We start from the raw sequence: 20,874 nt of genomic DNA on the forward strand, positions 1-20,874 counted from the left end.
GGGCAGGTATTGGAGGATTATTTCTGGATCACCGCCCCAGGCCTTCGAGGCCAAGGACGGTGAAGATCTCAAAGACCCGGTTTCCAGTAGACCGTAAGGCTGCTCCGCTTAAGTGAACAGCATTACGCCCTAGAGCGGGGCTTTTTATTGCCCGCGATTTTATAAAACCCACAATTTCCCTTCCTGTCGTCGTCGCCCATACCGAGACAGTTGCAAAGTGCCACCCCGTTCGGCAATCAATGCCCAAAGGCACTCATGTCACGGTGAATCGGCGCCAGAAAAACACTTTTCCTTAACCCTTCAGCACCACGGGTCCGCCTGCAGGGAGCGTCAACTCACTTTCCAGCCCAAGACTTCAGTGGTGCGATTGCTGAGGTCATCATGAACACAACTCCCCTTTACCGTCAGTTAGCCAACCACTACCTCGACGCGATCCGCAGCGGCACCTTGAAAACCGGTGAACGATTCCCCTCCATTCGGCTGATGATGGAAAAACATGCCGTCAGCCTGTCGACCGCGGTGCAGGTTTGCCGGGAACTCGAGGACTGTGGCGTGCTGGAAGCGCGGCCGCGCTCCGGCAATTACATTCGTCAGCCCGATACGTTGCGCAAACCCGTCCCGATCGCTCCTCCCCCGCCTCTGGACACCGGCGTCTACGTCGGCATTCATGAGCAAGTGTCATCGGTCCTCAAGGCCAGTCAGCGCGCGACGATCAAGGTCAATTTCGCCAGTGCCTTCTGCGCGCCGGAACTCTATCCGTTGAAGATCCTGCAAGACCATATGATCAAGGCGCTGCGTCACGATCCGCACTTGCTCGGAGCGGCGGGTTCCACCTGCGGCAACAGCACATTGCGCAGTATTCTTGCCCGACGGGCGCTGACCGCTAAGGCCAACCTGCCAGCGGAAAAGATTGTGATCACCAACGGCGCGACCGAAGCGATCAACCTGGCTTTGCGCGCGGTCACCCAACCGGGTGACACCGTGGCTGTGGAATCACCGACCTTTTACGGCTTGCTGCAAATTCTCGAAAGCCTGAGTCTGCGGGTGCTGGAGGTCCCGGCGACTTCGCACGCCGGAATCAATCTGTTCGCCCTCGAACAATTGCTAAAAGGTCCTGAACGGATTCAGGCGCTGATCGTCATTCCCAACCTGCAAAATCCGCTGGGCAGCATCATGCCCGATGCCAACAAGGCGCGGCTGGTTCAGCTGTGCGCCGAGCACGCCACAGTGCTGATCGAAGACGATACCTATGGCGATCTGGTGGATACCGAGCAGCCGCTGTCCACGCTCAAGCACTGGGACCGCACCGACAATGTGATCTATTGCGCATCCCTGAACAAAACCCTGGCGCCGGGCATACGCCTGGGCTGGATCAGCGCGGGAAAATGGCACGACCGCGTGGAAATGCTCAAACACACTCAGTCCCGGGGATGTGAGGCGTTGTCGCAACTGGCGGTCAGTGCGTTCATGAAGACACCGTCCTACGAACGTTACCTACGCCGCTTGAGGAAAATCCTGACTCAACAACGCCAGCAAATGAGTGCAGCGATCATTCGCTACTTTCCCGCTGGCACCTGCGTGACCACCCCTCGGGGCGGTACGTTGTTATGGGTGGAACTGCCGCGCCAGCATTCGTCCATGGCGTTTTTCCATGAAGCGTTGAAGGCCGGCATCCAGATTTCACCTGGGGATATCTTTTCCAATGCCAAGCGTTTCAATCACTTTGTGCGCATTGGTTGCGGCGCGCCGTATTCATCGCGGATAGATGAAGCGCTGGCGACCCTCGGCCAACTCCTCAAACCCCAGGGCTGACACATACCCTGTAGGAGCAAGGCTTGCCCGCGATGGCGGCGGCACATCAGCATTTATGTGTCTGACAAATCGCCATCGCGGGCAAGCCTTGCTCCTACAAGGTTTAGGGTGTTCTTCAGATCGGGGGTTGGTGCAGGCAAATGATGTGCGGATCGTCATTCCAATGCGGGAAGCGCTCGGCAATCAGCGGGTCATGACCGGGAATGACATGGTCTTCGCCGTCAGCCAGGCGATCGATCAAACTGAACGCCTCAAGCGTCTGCGCCAAATCATCAAGAATCGGAAACGGACTGCGCTGACGGATGTTGGCCCACAAGTGCGCAGCATCCGAGGCCAGAACAATCCACCCACGCGCGGTGTTCACCCGCACGACTTGGCTACCCGGTGTATGCCCACCCACCGGGTGCAATGTCACACCGGGAACCACCTCCACCGTGCCGGTGTGCAAACGCATCCGGCCTTCAAACAGCGGTGGAAGCGCCGACATCACGTCGTCGACCTCGTAGGTTTTGTTCACCGTGTGATGGGCCATTTTCGGTCCGGTGCAGAAACGCAGTTCCGCTTCTTGCAGATGCACCGTGGCCTTCGGAAAAAGCCCCAGATTGCCGGCGTGATCCCAGTGCAAATGGGTGAGGATCAGGTTGTCGACCTGTGCCGGATCAATATCCAGTTGGCGTAGGGATTCTTCCGGCAGGCGATACATCTGACGGTTGCGCCGGTCTGCCGTGGCCGGTTGAAAACAAGTGTCGACCACGATCACTTGCTGCTCGTTACGAATGACCCAGAAGTAATAATCCAGTGGCATCGACGCATTCGGATCACCACAGCAGGCGTCGTAGAGAAAGTTCTCCCGGGCGGTGCGCTGGGCATTGGCGCCGACACGGATCGCGAATACTTCGTACACAGGAACGGACATATTCACCTCCTGGTTCAGGCCGCTGCGGTGGCTTTGAGGGTCGGACGGAAGTCGAAATCGATCTCGTCGCTGATGCCCAGATCCTGGGCCAGACGATGCAGGCCACTGTAGTCCCGCATGATCGTTGCGTTCTTGTTGCTCTCCTGGGTGTCGGCGATGATCAGCGCGGCATCCTCGACCCCGAGCTGCATGAGAATTGCCTCCCACATCGAGTAGTCCTGGGCGACAAAGGCACTCAAAGCAACGGACAACGTACGAGCGAAAAACGCCCGTTGGGTCGGCTGCATGTTCGCGTACATGACCTTCGCCACTTCAGCGAGAATCTTGCTGTGGGCATATTCGTCGCGGTTATGCAGTTCGGCCACGCGGCGGTTTTGCGGTTGAATGCTCTGGTCGTCGGCCAGCAAATCCAGATAGGCGTTGACGCTGATCTCGGCCACTACCGCAAAGGTGATCGCTGCCAGGTCGCGCTGCCACTGCTCTGGCAGTTCCTCACGCAGGGCGATCAGCCGCAGGTAGGTGACCGACGGCGGCAAATCCAGATCCTGATCGAGTGCGCGCTCCAGCTTGGTCCGTTCGATCGCCCGCAGATGCATGAGCGTGTGGTAGTGCTCATCGATCAACGTCTGCTGCATGGCCTCGCGAAAATGCCAGTCGTCCTTGCCCAGGTATTGATTAGCGATGACGCTCAGCGCCGGATTCACCACGTGCTCTTCGGCGGTCACCGTGCGCAGGTTGTAGCCGATCCAGCCCCAGGTCACCACGGTGCTTTTGAGTTCATCACTCAAGGCCTGGAATTTTGGATGATGGAAAAACGGCACCATGCATTCCGGGTAATCCGGGCGCGCCGGATCAAACGCTTCGCTGGCCTCGGCCTTGTCCGGGGCGCAGACCGTGGCCCGTTTGGTCCAGGCCTGATTGAGCCGCACGACCAGTTGATGATCGACCTTGGCGATCTCGATTGCTGTTTGCATGACGCGATACCTGTAGGACGCGTACCCGATGACGGGTACGCCAATAGAATTAAGGGCGACGGATGAATCAGGCCAGCCAGTAGCGGGTCAGGTTTCGCGCCGGGTCAGTGTATCGGCTGCGGGCGTGGATCATTCGCCAGTTGTCCCAAATCAGCAGGCATCCGTCGGGAATCAGCACCGGTGTGTTGTGCTCAACGAAATACGCTTCGCCCAGGACTGCAAACCTGGCCAGTGACGACGAGCTATTGGCGACTTGCGAGTGCAGCAGCGCTTCCTTGGAAGGATTCACATCGCCGTAGTGAAACTGGTTGTAGCTGAAGCGGAAAATATCCCCGTCTTCTGTAGGCGTCAGGATGTATTCCTTGACCCGGCGTTGCGCGGCTTCACCGGGTTTGGCGGTGGCGACGAACTCCACAGGCGTGTCGTCGATCCATTCACGCAACTCAGGGTCGGTGCGCTCGAGGAACGCCAGCAATTCATAACCGTCCACCAGCCCTGTATGCCCGCCACCGCACGTGGCCTGTTGATGACAATGCAACGCCAGGTAGCGCGGCGGCGGTCCGTAAACCGGCGCTTCGGTGTGTGGGCCGATACCGTTCATGCTCTGGGAATACGGCAAGTCTTCGTATCCCGGCTTGCGGGTGATGGCGAACGCGGTCTGCCCGTTGAATTGCGGAATGACCGGGCCGAACTCCTGCAGCGTGCCGAGCACGTCGTCGGCGAACTCGTCCGGCGTCAACACCGTCCAGCCTCGCGCCGACAATTCTTCATGGCGGTGGCCCAGTGAAACGTAAGGTTTAGACGCGACAATCCCTTGATCTGACATGGTGAGATTCCTGGCTGTTTATCAGGCGTTGACGGTTGAGGTGTAGGCAGCAATGAATTCGCGGCAGGCGTTGCCCGGTCGATAGCGATGTTCATCGATGCGCTGCACGGGTGTGATTTCGGCAGCGGTACCGGTGAGAAAACACTCGTCGAAGTCGCCAAGCTCCGTAGGAACAATGGTTCGCTCGACCACTTGGTAATCCAGCGCCCTGGCCAGTTCGATGACGGTCTGACGGGTAATGCCGTTGAGGAAACAATCCGGCACCGGGGTGTGCAACGTCCGACCTTTGACGAAGAACACGTTGGCGCTGGTGGCTTCGGCAACGTTGCCGCGCCAGTCGAGCATCAAGGCGTCGTGGTAACCATTGTTTTCAGCGTCGTGCTTGCTCAGCGTGGCGATCTGATAATGCCCGGATGCCTTGGCTTCAAACGGACTGCAGCTCGGTGGCGGACGACGCCACTCGGCGGTTTTCAAACGAATGCCGGCCATGTGCCCGGCGGGGTCGAAATAGCTCGGCCATTGCCAGCAGGCGATCGCCACGTGGACGCTGTTGAAGCGAGCCGAGGTGGAAATCATTTCACTGCCGCGCCAGGCCACTGGCCGCAGATAACCGTCGACCACGTTGTTGCGTTGCAGCAGCTCATGGCTGGCCGCTTCCAGTTCGGCCAGCTCATAGGGAATGACGAAATCCATCAACTGAGCCGAGCGATACAAACGCTCGCTGTGTTCGCGCAGTTTGAAGATCTTGCCGTTGTAGACACGTTCCCCTTCATACACCGTGCTCGCGTAATGCAGGCCGTGGGTCAGCACATGCAGCCGCGCCTGGGACCACTCGACGAACTCGCCGTCGAGCCAGATGAAACCTTCTCGCTGATCAAACGGAATACCGCTCATATCCATATCTCCTGATGAATCGTCCTACGCCGTTTCGAGCAGAACCGGTATCAATTCGGGCTCCGTCGCAACCACAAGATCAGGCTCGGGCTGAAAGAAGAACAAGCGCTCACCGAACGCCGGCCGCAACTCATCGAACCAGGTCGCTTGCGGATCGAATCGCGCATAGAACGTGCGCAACACCCATTGCGGATCGCGAGCCTGGAGGAACTGCAGCACGAAGACTTTTTCCCCGGCCACGGTTTCGATACCGTTGATCAACACCTTGCCGTAGAAGGTGCTCATGGACGGACCACGAACCGTGCGCGCCAATCCGGACACCGTGCGATACGCCGCCTGAAAGATCTCGAAGGCCCGAGCCAGCGGCATCGCGAAATAATGGCTGGGGCCGGTATCGCGCTCGACAAACATGTAATAAGGCACCGCGCCGAGCCGCACGCCTTCGGTCCAGAGCGCGGCCCAATCAGCGGGGTTCTCGTTGATGTGCCGAATCACCGGTGCCTGCATGCGCAACGTCGCGCCGCTGGAACGAATGCGTTCGATGGCTTGGCGGGCGATGTCCTGGCGGATCTCCACCGGGTGGTTGTAGTGGCCCATGATCGAGAGATTTTTCCCCGCCGCGACGATCCGCTTAAACAGCTCCAGCAGTTCGGGCGCATCCTTGTCGCTGACAAACCGTTGCGGCCAATACGCCACGGATTTGGTGCCGATGCGGATGCTTTTCAGGTGGGGCAATTCCAGCAACGGCTCGATGTAACCGGCCAGCGAGCGGGTGTTCATGATCATCGGGTCGCCCCCGGTGATCAGCACGTCGGTGACTTCGGTGTGCACCCGCAGGTAACTCACCAACTCCTGGGATTCGCGCGCGTTGAACTTGAGTTCTTCTTCGCCGATGAACTGCGCCCAGCGGAAACAGAACGTGCAGTAGGCGTGACAGGTCTGACCGGCACCGGGGAAAAACAGCACGGTTTCGCGGTACTTGTGCTGAATGCCCGGCAGGACTTTTCCGTCGAGAGTCGCGCCGTTATGCGTCAGTTGCCCGGCCGGATGCGGGTTCATCCGCAACCAGATAGCCTCGATCCGCCGCTTGATGGCGACACTGTCATCCCGTTCGATCAGTTGCTTGAGCGACGCGTATTCGTCCGGCAGCAGCATGTCCTTATGAGGAAAGGTCATGCGGAAAATCGGATCGTCCGGGATGTTGTTCCAGTCGATCAACGTGCCCAGTACATATTCATTGGTGCGAAACGGCATAACCCGGGCCACGACAGTCATGGCTTCCTGCAACGCTGGCGTCAGTTTCTGCCAATACGGCGTGTCTCGAATGGTGCGTGAGTTATAGGGTTTGTAGCGTTCCTGCTCCGACATTCCCTGCATGGCAGCGCTCCTGGTGATTGGCTGGCAGTACTTACTGAATGGCCGGCGCTGCGCGCTCTATGTCCATCCATGCCCGAACACTGTCGCGATCCCACTGGCGGTGGACATACGCGGCGAGTCGGGAGGGAACCTGATCACCATTGGCGACCAATCGGTTGAGCATGATTGCCAGGTCGGTGTCGGCAATGCTCCAGTCACCGAACAGATGCTCGGCGCCCCCCTCCAGCAATCGATCGGCGACAAAAAACAACCGGTCGACAGCGGCCAGGGCATCGTCGGACAGCGGGGTATCTTTTTTGCCGAAATAAATAAGATCCGCCGGGCGTTCTTTGCGAATGACCAACAAATCACTGCGCAACCAGGCCTGGAGTTGACGGGCGCGTGCTCGCTGCTTGATGTCCAGCGGCAATAGTCTGTTATGCCCCGGCGCTACTTCTTCCAGGTATTCGGCAATGGCCGAAGATTCCGACAATGCGAAACCCTGGTGAATGAGCGTGGGGATCTTGCAGGTGAGAGACAGATCACGATAACTCGCTTGATAGTTATCCCGCGCCTTCAAATCCAGCGTGACCAGTTCAAATGAAAGTTGCTTTTCCTTGAGCGCCACAAAAGCCGACATCGCAAAAGCACTGACAAAATCTGCGCCGACATATAGTTTAAGCTTTGCACTTTCCATAGAACGCTCCCTTGCATTAACCACATTAATCCGTTGCCTTGGAAGTGATCGTAGTTAGTTGATCAAGCGCTGAACAGATACAGAAATTATCTGTTTCTATCGATACAGAAAGTTCAAAAATGCAGATCGTCAGGAGGATTCGGCAGGGCCGCAGAAAAGAAAAAGGGAGTCAGCGAACGCTGACTCCCTGGTGTGCAACGAAGAGAAAATGACGGTTGGACAGTGATCAGGCCTGGCGATCGCCCAGATTGGAGAGCGATGCCATTTGCGGCATGTTGCTCATGTTCAGCATCGCCAGCGGCTCGTCGTTGCTGGTGTTGACGAAGCCGTGCCGGGTCCATGCCGGCACCAGCAAAACATCGCCCATGCTGACGCTCACTTCATCGGCATCGCCCAAGGTCAACGCGCCACGGCCGGACTGAATGATGAACAGGTGCCACCACGAATGAGCATGCCCGTCCAACACCGCGCCCGGTTTCAACCATTGCATGGACACCGCCATCCCTGGCGTCAACTTGCAACCTTCGATGCTGTTGTCGTGAGCCAGCGCGACAATATCGACTTCGCTGGCCTCGAGGCTCTGACGCATGTCTGTCAGTTCACCCCTCTTCCACACCTGTGCACTGACCGGCGGCTGGTGCAAACTCTGGCGAAAGTCCTTATATGAAAAAAACGCACCTTGAACGTTATTCATCGCGAGTTCCAACTTATATTGTCGACTTGAATCACCGAACCTTAGGTCAACCATTCAGTGGTGTAAAGCCGAACAACTAACACTTATAACGCTGACGGTTTCAGCGCTGCAATCATGTCGACTTCTATCGCGGCATTTTTCGGTAATTGATAAACACCCACGGTCGTTCGAGTATGTTTCCCGGCGTCCCCCAGCACATGGCTGAATACATCCGACGCGCCGTTGGCCACTTCGCTGAGATCAACAAAGTCTGCCGTGGATTTCACATAGACCGTTATCCGTATCAGCGACTTTATTTTATCCAGCGAACCAATGGCATCAACGATCAGCGCCAGCCCGCGCATCGCGCTGATGCTGGCTGCCGTTTGAGCATCCGCCATGTTCAATTCCAGGCCGACTCTGCCGGGGTACTGGATTTTGCCGTTCATGCGCGGCACCAGACCACTGATGTACAGCTCATCATGATGCCGAACCAGCGGGGCATAATGCCCGCCGGCGGTGTTCTCGCCGTAGATGTCATAGCCGAGCTCTTTTGCCAGGTCGATGAAACGCTCATCACAGCTCTTTTGCTCAATCATTTACCAAACCCTCTGAATCAATAATGCAAAAAAACGCAGGTCCCACGGCTCAGCCACAGGCCCTCGTCGCCGGGGCCAGGCAGGTGACCTCGACGCGTGACTCGATCGCTTCTGCCAGCCGCAACAGGTTGTCGCTGAGTTGTCCGTAGTCCTTGCTGAACAACACGATGTGGCCGATGAATGAGGTGTTGTCTTTCACCAATGCCGTGACCGAATCACCGACGCGCTTGGCATACACCGCTTCCACCAGTTCGATGTTCAGTTTCCGGGCCAGCGATTCGATGTCTGGCGTGGCGCGTAAAAGACCGTCAGCCGGTGCTCTGAGCAGACGGATACCGCAATAACCCCGGGCGACGGGATCATGGTGTTCGGTCTTGCCTTCCACCGCCCATCTGACCCAGCTTTCCCACGGATCGAAATCCACGAACGCCAGACGGGCCAGGTCCCAGATGTGCATGCCGCCGGGGCGCATATTGGTTTCCACTGCGGAGGTCAGGCCGTCGGCGCGCAGGAAAACTTCGTTGTGGTAAGCGCCGTTATCCAGCGAGACCAACGCCGACATGTGCCGACCCGCTGTCGACAATCGAGCCTGCACATCGCCCGTTAACGGTGCGGGCACCACCTGCTGGATTTCCGCGCGATAGGCGCCTTCAGTGGTGGTTTTTTCGGTAACCCAGGTGCTGCCGGCCACGTAATCCCAGCTGTATTCCCGGGCGTTCTGGATCAGCTCTTCGAGCACGATGCCGCCTTCGCGATACGGCTTGAGTGCGTGCCAGGCCTCGTCGCATTCGGACGGATGATGGATGACCCGACAACCTCTGCTAGCCCCTTCACAAGCCGGTTTGATAAAGGCTTTGCCGCCCAGTTCGATGACCCTCTGGCGCAGTTCGGGCAAGCTCTCGATGCGTGCGGAAAACACCGGACGGTAATGCTCTGGTGAAGTGCTGGCAGCCGCTTCCAGTTTGCGAAAGATCTGCTTGTCCAGCCCCGCCCGCGCCTCGCCCGGGGTGATGCCGGGCAGGCCGAAATGGGAAGCCAGCGCGGCGCCGAGCAGCACGCCACGATCGGAAAAAGGCAGAACCCCGATCAGCTTCCATCGATCGGCGTTCAAACACCCCACCACCAGTTCGAGGGAGGCCGCGACCTCTTCGGGCGCCAGTGAAGTGCTGCAGACGTGATCGGCCACTTGCTCGTCATCGGGCTGAATCTTATCGACCAACAGGATGAGCCGGGCGTCATAGAGCGCCTTGCAGAGCTCGCGCAGCTTGCGGATATCGTGAACCCGATTGCCGTTGTACCCGACCACGACTACGCATGATGTCGTATTCATGAAGCCTCCGACCTGTGAAATGAATAACGCAACCGCGATGAGTCAGTCGTGCAACGACGCATTGGATTTACGGTTGAGGTAGTACCAGGCCAGGATCCCGCCCGCGCCAATGGCGGCCAGCACCAGTGCGTTGTACGGCGGTGGCACGACCCGCATGATCAGCACCGTCAGCCCGGCGCCAACGCCGAGGGAGACTTCCTTGACGAACATGTTGTTTTGTTTGACGGAGAAGTAATCGAGGTAGCTGAACGCACATTCGGCGAGGGACAGCAGCGCTACCCAGATCAACGCGCCGACGAGGGTTTCGACGTGAAAAGCGGCGGGAGACGAGAGCACCGCAAAGCCACCGACGATGATCCCGATCACGGCGACCACCTTGAAGCGCCCGGTGCGCTCGATCAGTTTCATCATCGGCACCTGAGCGAACACCACCACCGCGCTGTTGAGGATCAGCATCAGGCCATACCAGGCCGGTAACTCACCGGTTTCGAGCAGGATGGCTTGCGGCAGGATCGAGAACACGCCAAACAGTTTGATCCCCATGATGATGCCGGCGATCACCCACGGCAGTTTGTTGCGCCAGCCGCTGCCGTCCTGGGTCACCGGGTGGGCCACCACCGGTTGAGTGGTGAACGTTGCGCCCATGGCGATGGGCAAACAGAGCAGTACGAAACACGCGGCACCGAGGAAAAATAGGGTTGGGGTCAACAAGGGCGAGAGCAGGATCAACCCCGCCAGCAGGCTGCCCATGTTCATGGCGACGCGGTTGTAGGCCGCGCCCTCTTTGGTTTGGGCTGCTTCGCTCTTGATCAGGTAACCCGCGATGGCGATGCCGTAGGCAAACAACGCGGCGGCGAACATCACCATGCCCTGGTTGCTGGTGACCGCGAGCAAGACCAATCCGAGGGCGGCGCACAGCAACGTGACGCTCAGCGAACGCCGGCCCAACACCAACAAGGTCAACGGCAACAGCAACAGCAAGGCCCGATAACCGAGGGCGAGAATGCTGTTGGTGGCGGTGTCGAGCCAGACGTTGGCCTTGCCCAGCACGGCAAACAGCGACACGGCCGTGATGATTCGGATTGTGAACAGGCGAATATTAATCACCGGTTTGGCTATGGCGACCGTTGTTTCTACACTCATGCAACACCTCTGGAACCAAGCGATTGCCAAGGCCACAGGCGCCGACAATCAGGAAAGTCTGTAAGGTATGGTAGAGAGAGACGCTTATTTTCATCAGAGCAAGTTCGTATAGAATCCAACGAACTTTACTGCCGGAGAGACCAGTAAAATGCAGGTTCAGCGTGCAGTGATCGCCGCTATCGAGTTCCAGCAGGGTGTACCGCTGGTTCAGCAGATCGTCGATCAGTTATCGGAGGCAATCAACCACGGAGGCTTGCCTCACGGCTCCCGGCTGCCGCCGATTCGCGAACTCTCCGAGATGATGAACGTGGGCAAATCCACGGTGGTGGATGCTCTGGACCGCTTGCGGGCCAAGGGTTTGGTTGTTTCACGCCAAGGCTCGGGGCATTACGTGCACCGTTCCAGCACCACGATCAAGACCGATGCCGGCCCGGACCTGCAACCTCAAGACACGCTCAGCGTGGTCCGCCGCGCGGTGCTGCTGGACAACGGCGCGCTGCGCCCTGGGGCCGGTTTCCTGCCGTCCTCGTGGCTGCCGGCTGACGAGTTGCTGAAAGCCGTGCGCGGCACCCTGCGCGCAACCTCCCTGCGCATGGGCGAATACGGCGTCGCCAGCGGTTACCTGCCGCTGCGCGAGGCGTTGCGGGTCAAGCTGTCGGCCTTGGGCATCGAAGTGTCGGTGGACCAGATCATCACCACGGCCAACACCGTGCAGGCCATCGACATGCTGATGCGCCTGCTGGTCAAACCTGGCGACACGGTGCTGCTCGACGATCCGTGTTACTTCACCATGCACACCAATCTGGCCTTGCATGGTGCCAAGGTCATCACCATCCCCCGCGGGAGTGACGGCATGGACCTTGAGGTCTTCGAGCAACTGCTGATTGCCCATCGTCCCGTGCTTTACATGACCAACAGCACCCTGCACAACCCGACCGGGCATTCGTTCTCCCCGGCGCAGGTTTATCGCTTGCTGGAGTTGAGTCACCGCTATGGTTTCCACATCGTCGAAGACGATTTGTACTGCGACTTGCAGCAACGAAGCACTCCGCGTCTGGCAGCGGGCGGGCTGGACAACGTCAGTTACGTGTCCGGTTTCTCCAAGACCCTGACGGCTAACAGCCGCGTCAGCTACGCGGTACTGTCACCGCAACTGGCTGCGAGGCTGGTGACGCTCAAAATGACCGCCGGGGGCATGACCTCGGAACTGGCGGAGCAGATTATCTGCACGATGCTCAGTGATGGCAGCTATGCCAAACATACCCGGCGCACGGTGGATCGGCTTTACGAGTCGAGCAGTCGGGTGACGAGTTGGCTGGAGGAGGCAGGTTGCTCGGTGTCTTCGCTGCCGGGGGAAGGGTTGTTTATCTGGACGCGATTGCCCGAAGGGCTGGATGCCGAAACGCTGGCAAGGAAAGGCCTGGAAATCGACCTTGTACTGGCGCCCGGTACTCTGCTCAGCAAAGCGCCGAGCGCTAGCCACTTCCTGCGTTTCAACGTGGCGCACAGCGATAACAGCCAGGTGCGGGAACGGTTTTTCCGGTTGCTAGACGATTACAAAAGGTAACTGCACCCCCTGTTGATCGTTCCCATGCGCAGCAAAGGAATGCCTCTTGTGACGCTCTGCGTCACGCTTCTGGGACGCAGAGCGTCCCGGGCTGCATTCCCACGCAGAGCGTGGGAACGATCAATAACTATTCATACAAAAAAGCCCCGCTCTTCTCTCGAAGGCGGGGCTTTTCAATGCAGCCTCTGAATCTTAAGGCGCGTACGTCAGCAACAGCTCACTTGGCACTTTAAAGTCCAGCGACATCATCACGCTCAACGCGGTAATGGTGAAGATCGAGAACACGAACAGCTTGCGTGCCCAGACCGTGTCATCCACTGCCTTGTAACCGGTCCAGGCCATGTACAACCAGTACATGCCCATGGCCGCGGCGACGGCGAGGTAGCTCATGCCGGCGTAGCCGCTGAAGGTCAGCATCAAGGTCGCCACGAGGAACGCCAGGATGTAGAGCAGGATGTGCTTCTTCGCCACTTGAATCCCGCGCTTCACTGGCAACACCGGAATCGATGCGGCCAGGTAATCGTTGAAGCGGAAGATCGCGATGGCGTAGGAATGCGGCATCTGCCACAGGCTGAACATCACCAGCAATGTCAGTGCGGCCATGTCGAAGCTGTTCGTCACAGCGACGTAGCCAATCACCGGCGGCATGGCGCCCGACAGACTGCCCACCAGCGTGCCGTGAACCGACTTGCGCTTGAGGTACAGGCTGTAGAAGCCGACGTAGATGACGAAGCCGATCACCGCGAACAAAGCGGCCAACGGGTTGGCTACTTTGTACAACAGTGCAACGCCGAAAACACCCAGGACGGTCGCAAACGCCAGGGCCAGTTTCAGGGAGATCAAGCCCTGGACCAGCGCCCGGTTTTTGGTGCGTTCCATCTTCAGGTCGATGTCGCGGTCGATGCAGTTGTTGAACACGCAACCGGAAGCCACCACCAGCGACGTGCCGATCATGGCGGCCAGGAAAATGGCCAGATCGACATGCCCTTTCGAGGCCAGGAAAAATCCGCCTGCCACAGAAAGCACGTTACCGAAAATGATCCCCGGTTTGGTGATTTGGATAAAGTGCTTAAAGGACATCCGGACTTTCCTCAGTGCGCCATCATGTTGGAGTGGATGCTGAACATGATCCACAGCGACAGGCCAACCAGCAGGACAATCACGATCGCGGCGAACACAAACGCAATCACGTTGTTACGCTGCGCGGCCGAACGGTCCAGGTGAAGGAAGTACACCAGGTGCACCAGCACCTGGATCACTGCGAAGGCCAGTACGATCCACAGGGTCAAGGCTTTTGGCAGCGACGGGTACATCACCAGGCCGAAAGGAATGACGGTCAGGATCACCGACAGAATGAAACCGATAGCGTAGGACTTGACGCTGCCGTGGCCGGCGTCGTGGCTATCGTGGGAATGAGCGTTCGCCATTTACATAGTCCCCATCAGATAAACAACGGTGAATACGCAGATCCACACCACGTCCAGGAAGTGCCAGAACAGGCTCAAGCAGCTCAGACGGGTCTTGTTGGTCGCCGTCAGGCCGTTTTTCTGCACCTGGTACATCATGATCGCCATCCAGATCAGACCGCTGGTCACGTGCAGACCGTGGGTGCCGACCAGGGTGAAGAACCCGGACAGGAAGCCGCTGCGGCTCGGGCCGAAGCCTTCGGAAATCAGTACGTGAAACTCGTTGATTTCCATGCCGATGAAGCCGGCACCGAACAGGAAGGTCATGCCCAGCCAGCCCAGTACCTGGTTCTTCTTGCCCTTGAACAACGCCAGCATGGCGAAGCCGTAGGTGATCGAACTGAACAGCAGCAGAGCGGTTTCGCCCAGTACGTACGGCAGCTCGAAGATGTCGTGGCCCGACGGGCCACCCGCTACGTTGTTAACCAGTACCGCGTACGCCGCGAAGATCGACGCAAACAGAATGCAGTCGGTCATCAGGTAGAGCCAGAAACCGAATACGGTCATCTCGCCCGAGTCGTGGTGATGGTCGTCGTGCCCATGGTCCGTGCCATGGGCGTGTCCAGCAGTGGTCACTAAGTTCGACATGGTTTAAGCCTGTTCCAACGAGGTTTCAACACGGGTGGCGGTGGCTGGAACTTTCCCGGCCGCTACCAGACGCTTGTGCTGCTCGGCTTCGATGCGCTCGATCACGTCGACCGGCACCATATAGCCCTGATCATCACGTGCAGCGTGGATCACGAAATACACCACGGTGCCAACCAGGCCAACGATGGCCAACCACCAGATGTGCCAGATCATCGCGAAACCGAACACGGTCAACAGAGCACCCATGACCACACCGGTCGCAGTGTTGTTTGGCATGTGGATCGGTTCGTACTTGGCCGGAGCCTTGTACGCGGTACCGTTTTCCTTGGCTTCGGTGAACGGGTCGATGGTGTCCGCTTTTGGCAGCACGGCAAAGTTGTAGAACGGTGGTGGCGACGAGGTCGACCATTCCAGCGTGTGGGCATTCCACGGGTCACCGTGTTCGCACATGTTTTCCGGCTTGTTGCGATCACGCACGCTGACGTACAGCTGAATCAGCTGGCAGGCGATACCGACCGCGATCATCACCGCACCGAACATGGCGACGTACAGGTACGGCACCCACTCAGGGTTGGTGGTGGCGTTCAGACGACGGGTCATGCCCATGAAGCCCAGTGCATAGAGCGGCATGAACGCGACGAAGAAGCCCGAGATCCAGAACCAGAACGCTGCCTTGCCCCAACCTTCGTGCAGCTTGAAGCCGAACGCTTTAGGGAAGTAAAAGCTGAAGCCTGCGATGTAGCCGAATACCGCGCCGCCGATGATCACGTTGTGGAAGTGAGCGATCACGAACAGGCTGTTGTGCAGGACGAAGTCCGCACCCGGAATGGCCAGCAGTACGCCGGTCATGCCGCCGATGGCGAAGGTCACCATGAAGCCCAGGGTCCACAGAACCTGGCTGGTGAAACGCAGACGCCCTTGGTAAATGGTGAACAGCCAGTTGAATAGCTTCACCCCCGTCGGGATCGAAATCAGCATCGTCGCCAGACCGAAGAAGGCGTTGACGCTGGCACCCGAACCCATGGTGAAGAAGTGGTGCAGCCAGACCATGAAGCCCAGGATCGAGATCGCGCCCGATGCATAGACCATCGAGTGGTGGCCGAACAGACGCTTGCCGGTGAAGGTCGAGATGACTTCGGAGAAGATCCCGAACGCCGGCAGAATCAGGATGTAAACCTCGGGGTGACCCCAGGCCCAGAACAGGTTGACGTACATCATCGGATTGCCACCAAGTTCATTGGTGAAAATGTGGAAATCCATGTAACGGTCAAGCGTCAGCAAAGCGAGGGTAGCGGTCAGGATCGGGAAGGAAGCGACGATCAGAACGTTGGCCCAGGTGCAGGTCCAGGTGAAGATCGGCATGTCCATCAGCTTCATGCCCGGGGTACGCATTTTCAGCACGGTGGCCAGGAAGTTGACCCCCGTCAGCGTCGTACCTAATCCGGATAGCTGTAGCGCCCAGATGTAGTAATCCATCCCCACGCCCGGGCTGTATTGCAGACCCGACAGCGGCGGATAGGCAACCCAACCGGTCTTGGCGAATTCGCCGACGCCCAGGGACAGGTTGATCAGCACCACGCCGGAAACCAGCAGCCAGAAGCTCAAGGAGTTCAGGAACGGGTAGGCCACGTCACGCGCGCCGATCTGCAGCGGCACTGCAAGGTTCATCAGGCCGGTGAAGAATGGCATCGCCATGAAGATGATCATGATCACACCGTGAGCGGTGAAGATCTGGTCATAGTGTTCAGGCGGCAGGTAGCCAGGCGAACCCTCGGTGGCCATGGCCAACTGGGTACGCATCATGATGGCGTCGGCAAAACCGCGCAGCAGCATGACCATGGCAACGATGATGTACATCACGCCGATTTTCTTGTGGTCGACTGAGGTCAGCCACTCGGACCACAGGTAGGTCCACTTCTTGAAATAGGTGATTGCAGCGAACAGCGCCAGACCACCGAGCGCGATCATGGCGATGGTTATCATCACGATCGGTTCGTGGAACGGGACCGCTTCCCAACTTAATTTACCAAACATCGTTTACTCCTCTGCCCCGGCAGCTGAATGCGAACTCATGTCCATCCCTTCCATGGCGGCCATTTCGTGCTCTTTCTTCTCGTGGTGCATCGGCTTGCCCGGTTTCATGCCTTCGTACTTGTCGACGATGATCTGGAACAGGTTCGGCGTGACCGAGGAGTAGAGCTCGACTGGGTTGTTCTGGCTTTGCTTGGAAAGGGCTTCGTATTCAGCTTTTTCAAGCTGTTTAGGTGCCTTTTTGACTTCGCTGACCCAGGCGTCGAAATCTTCCTGAGAGGTGGCGATAGCTTTGAATTTCATGCCGGTGAAACCAGCGCCGCTGTAGTTGGCGGAGATACCGTCCATTTCAGCGTTCTGGTTGGCGATCAGGTGCAGTTTGGTCTGCATGCCGGCCATCGCGTAGATCTGGCCGCCCAGGGCCGGGATGAAGAACGAGTTCATCACGGAGTCCGAAGTCACCTTGAAGTTGATCGGCGTGTGCGCCGGGAACACGATCTTGTTGACGGTGGCGATGCCTTGCTCTGGATAGATGAACATCCACTTCCAGTCCAGCGCGACCACTTCAATGGTGATCGGCTTGACGTCGGATTCCAGCGGCTTGTAAGGATCCAGCGCGTGGGTCGACTTGTAGGTGACATAACCCAGGGCAATGATGATCAGCACTGGAACAGCCCACACCGCGATTTCGATCTTGGTGGAGTGCGACCATTTCGGCGTGTAGACAGCGTCGGTGTTGGACGCGCGGTATTTCCAGGCGAACAGGAAGGTCATGACGATGACCGGAACCACGACCAACAGCATCAGCAGCGTTGCGGTGATGATCAGGTTTCGCTCGTCCAGGCCGACCTGGCCCTTGGGATCGAGCAAGGTCATGTTGCAGCCTGACAGCAACAACGTGCCGATCAGCGGCAATAAGCCTAGTAGTCTGGGGTACCTGTTTTTACTCATCTCACGACCTCTAAAGCAGCTTGCGCAATGCAGTTGGGTTTTGATCGCCAACACTTCACCCTGCCAAGGGTTGGCATTTTTCTTGGATTGAATAAGTGGCTGCCCGTCGCGCGTCAGACGCTGTTCGACAAATCCTGGGCTAGCGTTGAGTTCTTATTCGAATTCGTGGTCAAAGGCCTTGTTACAGACCAATTCCATTTGGTGCGGATAATTGGAAGGCACCGACACCTGGGAGTCGCATGAAGCCAACCGGCCTCTCGACGTCCTATTCCTGCTCAGGGATGAGCAGTGCCGGGAATTCAGTGCGGGCGATTGTAGATATGTAACGTTTTATAAACCATGTCTCATCCCGAAATAATTTTTATCCATTCCAGCAACAATCATTAACGGTATTTGCAAAAGTGCGCCATGGTATCGAAATTAATTCTCAACAAAAACACCAAAAATTGTAGGTCTACCTCAGGTAGTTCAGACAGTATCGAAGGCTCTGCGCCCTCCTTCGACCCTACCAAAGCCCCCATGTGACAAGGGCTTCGGCGATTCGCCAGGGCCTGTTAAAACTGCCTGTTCCGGATTTTTGGGGTTGAAGTTGCCAGACCCTGAAACAGGCCAATTTTGTTGCGTAGCCACGTACCAATTCGGCGCCCTGAAATGCCTTGCGACACTACCGCTGTGACAACATGTCGCACACGTGCCGCACCCAGACTTGTCGCGCATCAAGGTCATTTAACCCGTGCCCTGAAATGCAAAACGCCCCGGCCCCCTCAACGAGGGCCGGGGCGTTTTTTTTGTGTGGCAGCGATTGCGGCGGATGACTTCAGCGCAGGGTTTTGCGGTTACGCGAAGTGAGCAGCGGCACCAGCACCACGATCAGCACAAAGGCTAGCAACGCCCACTGTGCAAGCGACAGACCGAGGATCGGCGGGTACGGCGTGGAGCAGAAGCCGTCGACCTGGAAGCCCAGCGGGAAGATCTTCGCCAGTGGCAAACCGTCGACAATCGGTTGCAGCACATCGATGCCGCAACTGACCGCCGGATAGAACTGGGTATAGACGTGATGCCCGGCCACCCCGACGCCTGCCAGGGCGCAGATCACCACCAGGGTTTCAAATACCGTGATGCTGCGACGGGTGCGCGTAGCTGCGCCGATGAACGCGAAAAGCGCAATCAGCAGCAACGCATAACGCTGCAGGATGCACAGCGGGCATGGCGCCTCGCCCAGAACAATTTGCATGTACAGCGCGCCACCGATCAGCCCCAGGCAGATGATGCCCAGCAACACCAGATAGCGCCGTTCACGGCCCAACCGCATCGTTTCCTCGCTCATTGCGTTTCCCTTCTAAATATCGATTGCCCAGAAGTCTACACGCTGGCCCTGACCTTTGAGAGTCCGGCGCGCACAGCTGGGTATCGGGGAATAGACGACGAGCCGGTTAAGACGGGATTAACTTTCAAGCGTTTTTCAAGAATCGGAACCGCGCGGGGGCTTTCAAAAGAAAGCCCCCGCAAGCGATTGATCAGTCGCCGTAGATATCAGACTTGAAGTACTTCTCTGAAATCTTCTGGTATTCGCCACTGGCGCGAATGCCGTCGATGGCGGTGTTCAGCTCGGAGACCAACTCGGTGTTGCCCTTGCGCACCGCAATCCCGGCGCCCTCGCCCACGTATTTCGGATCCTTGAGCTCCGGTCCGGCAAAGGCATAACCCTTGCCACGCGGCATCGTCAGGAAATCATTCAGCGGGATGGTATCGGCAAAAATGGCATCGAGGCGACCGGCAGCCAGATCCATGTAGATCTCTTCGTTGTTGCCGTAACGCTTGACGTTGATACCCTTCGGCTCGAAAACCTCAGTGGCGTAACGGTCAGTGGTGGTTGCGCGCTGCACGCCAACCGTCTTGCCCTTGAGGCTGGCGTACTGATCATCCACTGCCGCGCCTTCCTTCATCACCAGACGCGATGAGGTGAAGTAGTACTTGTGGGTGAAATCCACCGACTTCTTGCGGTCTTCGTTGATGGTCATGGACGACAGCGCCATGTCGATTTTCTTCACTTTAAGGGAAGGAATCAGACCGTCGAACTCACCTTCGACCCAGACGCACTTGACCTTCATCTGCGCGCACAGGGCATTGCCGATGTCGTAGTCGAAACCGACAATCTCACCTTTATCGGTTTTGGACGCGAACGGTGGATAAGCCGCTTCGATGCCGATGCGCAAGGTTTTATCGGCGGCGAACAGGCTGCTGCACGCCAACAGGCTCAGGGCCAGACCGGTGATGAGGGGGAATTTCTTCATGTTCGTTCTCTCGCGGGTTGTTGTTGGTTTGGCAAGACAGAAGAAAGAGCAGAAACGGGCAAGGCCTTTTTTGTACTTATAATTCCATACTGGACTTTTATGTATAGGCCGTCAATCGGGGCTCTTGAAGATGTGGCCGCCGATGGTCGGGAGGTGAATCAGTGGGAAATTGGGTGATGCGGATGGCCTCTTCGCGAGCAAGCCCGCTCCCACAGGTGATCTTCGTCGTACATGGAGATCAACTGTGGGAGCGGGCTTGCTCGCGAAGGCGGACTGACAGTCAATGAAGAACTAACTGGCTGTTTACTGCTTCCAGCGATCCGCCGCCGCATGATCGCTGTCGCGCCCTTCAACCCAACGCGACCCGTCAGGGGTGTTTTCTTTCTTCCAGAACGGTGCGCGGGTTTTCAGGTAGTCCATGACAAAGGCGCAGGCGTCGAACGCCGCCTGGCGGTGGGCGCTGGCGGCGCCGACGAAGACAATCGGCTCCCCCGGTTCCAGGGCGCCGATGCGATGCAGCACTTCAAGCTTGAGCAGCGGCCAGCGTTGCTCGGCCTCTGCGGCAATCTTGGCGAGGGCTTTTTCGGTCATGCCCGGGTAGTGCTCAAGGAACATCCCGGCGACGTCGAGTCCGTCATTGAAGTCGCGAACATAGCCGACAAAACTCACCACCGCACCAACGCCCACATTAGCGGCGTGCATGGCATTGACTTCAGCACCCGGATCGAACGCCGTGGATTGCACGCGAATCGCCATG

General features: G+C 57.8%; 20 protein-coding genes. 2 read left to right on the forward strand and 18 right to left on the reverse strand.

The window, feature by feature from the left end:
* Positions 1–381 precede the first annotated feature (381 nt).
* On the forward strand, positions 382–1,812 hold the full coding sequence (locus CKW16_RS29435) for a PLP-dependent aminotransferase family protein (RefSeq protein ID WP_095132922.1): 1,431 nt from the start codon (positions 382–384) through the stop codon (positions 1,810–1,812).
* Between the two features lie 115 nt (positions 1,813–1,927).
* On the opposite strand, the gene CKW16_RS29440 is transcribed toward CKW16_RS29435, so the two are convergent.
* The 10 genes from CKW16_RS29440 to CKW16_RS29485 form a co-directional block, all read right to left on the reverse strand.
* Positions 1,928–2,728 carry an N-acyl homoserine lactonase family protein gene (locus tag CKW16_RS29440; RefSeq protein ID WP_095132924.1) on the reverse strand — a complete coding sequence of 267 codons (801 nt, stop codon included), beginning with the start codon at positions 2,726–2,728 and terminating at the stop codon, positions 1,928–1,930.
* A 14-nt stretch (positions 2,729–2,742) separates the two neighbouring features.
* Positions 2,743–3,702, reverse strand: coding sequence for a diiron oxygenase (locus tag CKW16_RS29445; RefSeq protein WP_095132926.1), 960 nt, complete (start codon positions 3,700–3,702; stop codon positions 2,743–2,745).
* A gap of 67 nt (positions 3,703–3,769) precedes the next feature.
* Positions 3,770–4,528: a TauD/TfdA family dioxygenase gene (locus CKW16_RS29450; protein WP_095132928.1), complete on the reverse strand. Its 759-nt coding sequence runs from the start codon at positions 4,526–4,528 to the stop codon at positions 3,770–3,772.
* A gap of 21 nt (positions 4,529–4,549) precedes the next feature.
* Positions 4,550–5,422: a branched-chain amino acid aminotransferase gene (locus CKW16_RS29455; RefSeq protein ID WP_095132930.1), complete on the reverse strand. Its 873-nt coding sequence runs from the start codon at positions 5,420–5,422 to the stop codon at positions 4,550–4,552.
* A 24-nt stretch (positions 5,423–5,446) separates the two neighbouring features.
* Positions 5,447–6,799 (reverse strand): KamA family radical SAM protein, encoded by a 1,353-nt coding sequence (locus tag CKW16_RS29460; protein WP_095132932.1) that lies wholly within the window; start codon positions 6,797–6,799, stop codon positions 5,447–5,449.
* A gap of 31 nt (positions 6,800–6,830) precedes the next feature.
* A complete protein-coding gene (gene yfcF, locus CKW16_RS29465; RefSeq protein ID WP_095132934.1) occupies positions 6,831–7,475 on the reverse strand; it encodes a glutathione transferase in 645 nt (214 codons plus the stop codon).
* Between the two features lie 226 nt (positions 7,476–7,701).
* Entirely contained in the window at positions 7,702–8,169 is a 468-nt protein-coding gene (locus CKW16_RS29470; RefSeq protein WP_095132936.1) for a cupin domain-containing protein, read from the reverse strand.
* Between the two features lie 83 nt (positions 8,170–8,252).
* Positions 8,253–8,747 carry a RidA family protein gene (locus tag CKW16_RS29475; RefSeq protein ID WP_046045959.1) on the reverse strand — a complete coding sequence of 165 codons (495 nt, stop codon included), beginning with the start codon at positions 8,745–8,747 and terminating at the stop codon, positions 8,253–8,255.
* A 49-nt stretch (positions 8,748–8,796) separates the two neighbouring features.
* Entirely contained in the window at positions 8,797–10,077 is a 1,281-nt protein-coding gene (locus tag CKW16_RS29480) for a biotin carboxylase (RefSeq protein WP_095132938.1), read from the reverse strand.
* Positions 10,078–10,119: 42 nt separating this feature from the next.
* Complete coding sequence (locus CKW16_RS29485; protein WP_095132940.1) at positions 10,120–11,220, reverse strand: hypothetical protein; 1,101 nt, start codon at positions 11,218–11,220, stop codon at positions 10,120–10,122.
* Between the two features lie 148 nt (positions 11,221–11,368).
* On the opposite strand from CKW16_RS29485, the gene CKW16_RS29490 reads away from it, so the two are divergent.
* Positions 11,369–12,787 (forward strand): PLP-dependent aminotransferase family protein, encoded by a 1,419-nt coding sequence (locus tag CKW16_RS29490; RefSeq protein ID WP_095132942.1) that lies wholly within the window; start codon positions 11,369–11,371, stop codon positions 12,785–12,787.
* Positions 12,788–12,979: 192 nt separating this feature from the next.
* Here CKW16_RS29490 and cyoE read toward each other — a convergent pair whose 3' ends face one another.
* From cyoE to moaE, 8 genes are all read right to left on the reverse strand, one after another.
* Positions 12,980–13,867, reverse strand: coding sequence for a heme o synthase (gene cyoE / locus CKW16_RS29495; RefSeq protein WP_095132943.1), 888 nt, complete (start codon positions 13,865–13,867; stop codon positions 12,980–12,982).
* Between the two features lie 11 nt (positions 13,868–13,878).
* The gene (gene cyoD, locus CKW16_RS29500; RefSeq protein ID WP_095132945.1) at positions 13,879–14,214 is read right to left on the reverse strand and encodes a cytochrome o ubiquinol oxidase subunit IV; all 336 of its coding nucleotides are present in this window, start codon (positions 14,212–14,214) and stop codon (positions 13,879–13,881) included.
* Positions 14,215–14,841 carry a cytochrome o ubiquinol oxidase subunit III gene (locus CKW16_RS29505; RefSeq protein WP_074873898.1) on the reverse strand — a complete coding sequence of 209 codons (627 nt, stop codon included), beginning with the start codon at positions 14,839–14,841 and terminating at the stop codon, positions 14,215–14,217.
* Between the two features lie 3 nt (positions 14,842–14,844).
* Positions 14,845–16,875, reverse strand: a complete 2,031-nt coding sequence (gene cyoB, locus CKW16_RS29510; RefSeq protein ID WP_095132947.1) for a cytochrome o ubiquinol oxidase subunit I — start codon at positions 16,873–16,875, stop codon at positions 14,845–14,847.
* A gap of 3 nt (positions 16,876–16,878) precedes the next feature.
* Positions 16,879–17,823 (reverse strand): ubiquinol oxidase subunit II, encoded by a 945-nt coding sequence (gene cyoA / locus CKW16_RS29515; RefSeq protein ID WP_095132949.1) that lies wholly within the window; start codon positions 17,821–17,823, stop codon positions 16,879–16,881.
* A gap of 817 nt (positions 17,824–18,640) precedes the next feature.
* Positions 18,641–19,150: a disulfide bond formation protein B gene (locus CKW16_RS29525; protein WP_095132953.1), complete on the reverse strand. Its 510-nt coding sequence runs from the start codon at positions 19,148–19,150 to the stop codon at positions 18,641–18,643.
* Positions 19,151–19,340: 190 nt separating this feature from the next.
* Positions 19,341–20,117: an ABC transporter substrate-binding protein gene (locus CKW16_RS29530; protein WP_095132955.1), complete on the reverse strand. Its 777-nt coding sequence runs from the start codon at positions 20,115–20,117 to the stop codon at positions 19,341–19,343.
* Between the two features lie 303 nt (positions 20,118–20,420).
* Positions 20,421–20,873: a molybdopterin synthase catalytic subunit MoaE gene (gene moaE / locus CKW16_RS29535; RefSeq protein WP_095132957.1), complete on the reverse strand. Its 453-nt coding sequence runs from the start codon at positions 20,871–20,873 to the stop codon at positions 20,421–20,423.
* Position 20,874: the final 1 nt, after the last annotated feature.

This window comes from Pseudomonas sp. Irchel s3h14, from assembly GCF_900187425.1.
In the GTDB taxonomy this organism is placed as follows: Bacteria; Pseudomonadota; Gammaproteobacteria; order Pseudomonadales; family Pseudomonadaceae; genus Aquipseudomonas.

Bases quoted from the DNA above. Each gene is read 5' to 3' on its own strand.
- CKW16_RS29435 (WP_095132922.1), top strand. From the start codon at position 382: ATGAACACAACTCCCCTTTACCGTCAGTTAGCCAACCACTACCTCGAC.
- CKW16_RS29440 (WP_095132924.1), bottom strand. From the start codon at position 2,728: ATGTCCGTTCCTGTGTACGAAGTATTCGCGATCCGTGTCGGCGCCAAT.
- CKW16_RS29445 (WP_095132926.1), bottom strand. From the start codon at position 3,702: ATGCAAACAGCAATCGAGATCGCCAAGGTCGATCATCAACTGGTCGTG.
- CKW16_RS29450 (WP_095132928.1), bottom strand. From the start codon at position 4,528: ATGTCAGATCAAGGGATTGTCGCGTCTAAACCTTACGTTTCACTGGGC.
- CKW16_RS29455 (WP_095132930.1), bottom strand. From the start codon at position 5,422: ATGAGCGGTATTCCGTTTGATCAGCGAGAAGGTTTCATCTGGCTCGAC.
- CKW16_RS29460 (WP_095132932.1), bottom strand. From the start codon at position 6,799: ATGCAGGGAATGTCGGAGCAGGAACGCTACAAACCCTATAACTCACGC.
- yfcF (WP_095132934.1), bottom strand. From the start codon at position 7,475: ATGGAAAGTGCAAAGCTTAAACTATATGTCGGCGCAGATTTTGTCAGT.
- CKW16_RS29470 (WP_095132936.1), bottom strand. From the start codon at position 8,169: ATGAATAACGTTCAAGGTGCGTTTTTTTCATATAAGGACTTTCGCCAG.
- CKW16_RS29475 (WP_046045959.1), bottom strand. From the start codon at position 8,747: ATGATTGAGCAAAAGAGCTGTGATGAGCGTTTCATCGACCTGGCAAAA.
- CKW16_RS29480 (WP_095132938.1), bottom strand. From the start codon at position 10,077: ATGAATACGACATCATGCGTAGTCGTGGTCGGGTACAACGGCAATCGG.
- CKW16_RS29485 (WP_095132940.1), bottom strand. From the start codon at position 11,220: ATGAGTGTAGAAACAACGGTCGCCATAGCCAAACCGGTGATTAATATT.
- CKW16_RS29490 (WP_095132942.1), top strand. From the start codon at position 11,369: ATGCAGGTTCAGCGTGCAGTGATCGCCGCTATCGAGTTCCAGCAGGGT.
- cyoE (WP_095132943.1), bottom strand. From the start codon at position 13,867: ATGTCCTTTAAGCACTTTATCCAAATCACCAAACCGGGGATCATTTTC.
- cyoD (WP_095132945.1), bottom strand. From the start codon at position 14,214: ATGGCGAACGCTCATTCCCACGATAGCCACGACGCCGGCCACGGCAGC.
- CKW16_RS29505 (WP_074873898.1), bottom strand. From the start codon at position 14,841: ATGTCGAACTTAGTGACCACTGCTGGACACGCCCATGGCACGGACCAT.
- cyoB (WP_095132947.1), bottom strand. From the start codon at position 16,875: ATGTTTGGTAAATTAAGTTGGGAAGCGGTCCCGTTCCACGAACCGATC.
- cyoA (WP_095132949.1), bottom strand. From the start codon at position 17,823: ATGAGTAAAAACAGGTACCCCAGACTACTAGGCTTATTGCCGCTGATC.
- CKW16_RS29525 (WP_095132953.1), bottom strand. From the start codon at position 19,150: ATGAGCGAGGAAACGATGCGGTTGGGCCGTGAACGGCGCTATCTGGTG.
- CKW16_RS29530 (WP_095132955.1), bottom strand. From the start codon at position 20,117: ATGAAGAAATTCCCCCTCATCACCGGTCTGGCCCTGAGCCTGTTGGCG.
- moaE (WP_095132957.1), bottom strand. From the start codon at position 20,873: ATGGCGATTCGCGTGCAATCCACGGCGTTCGATCCGGGTGCTGAAGTC.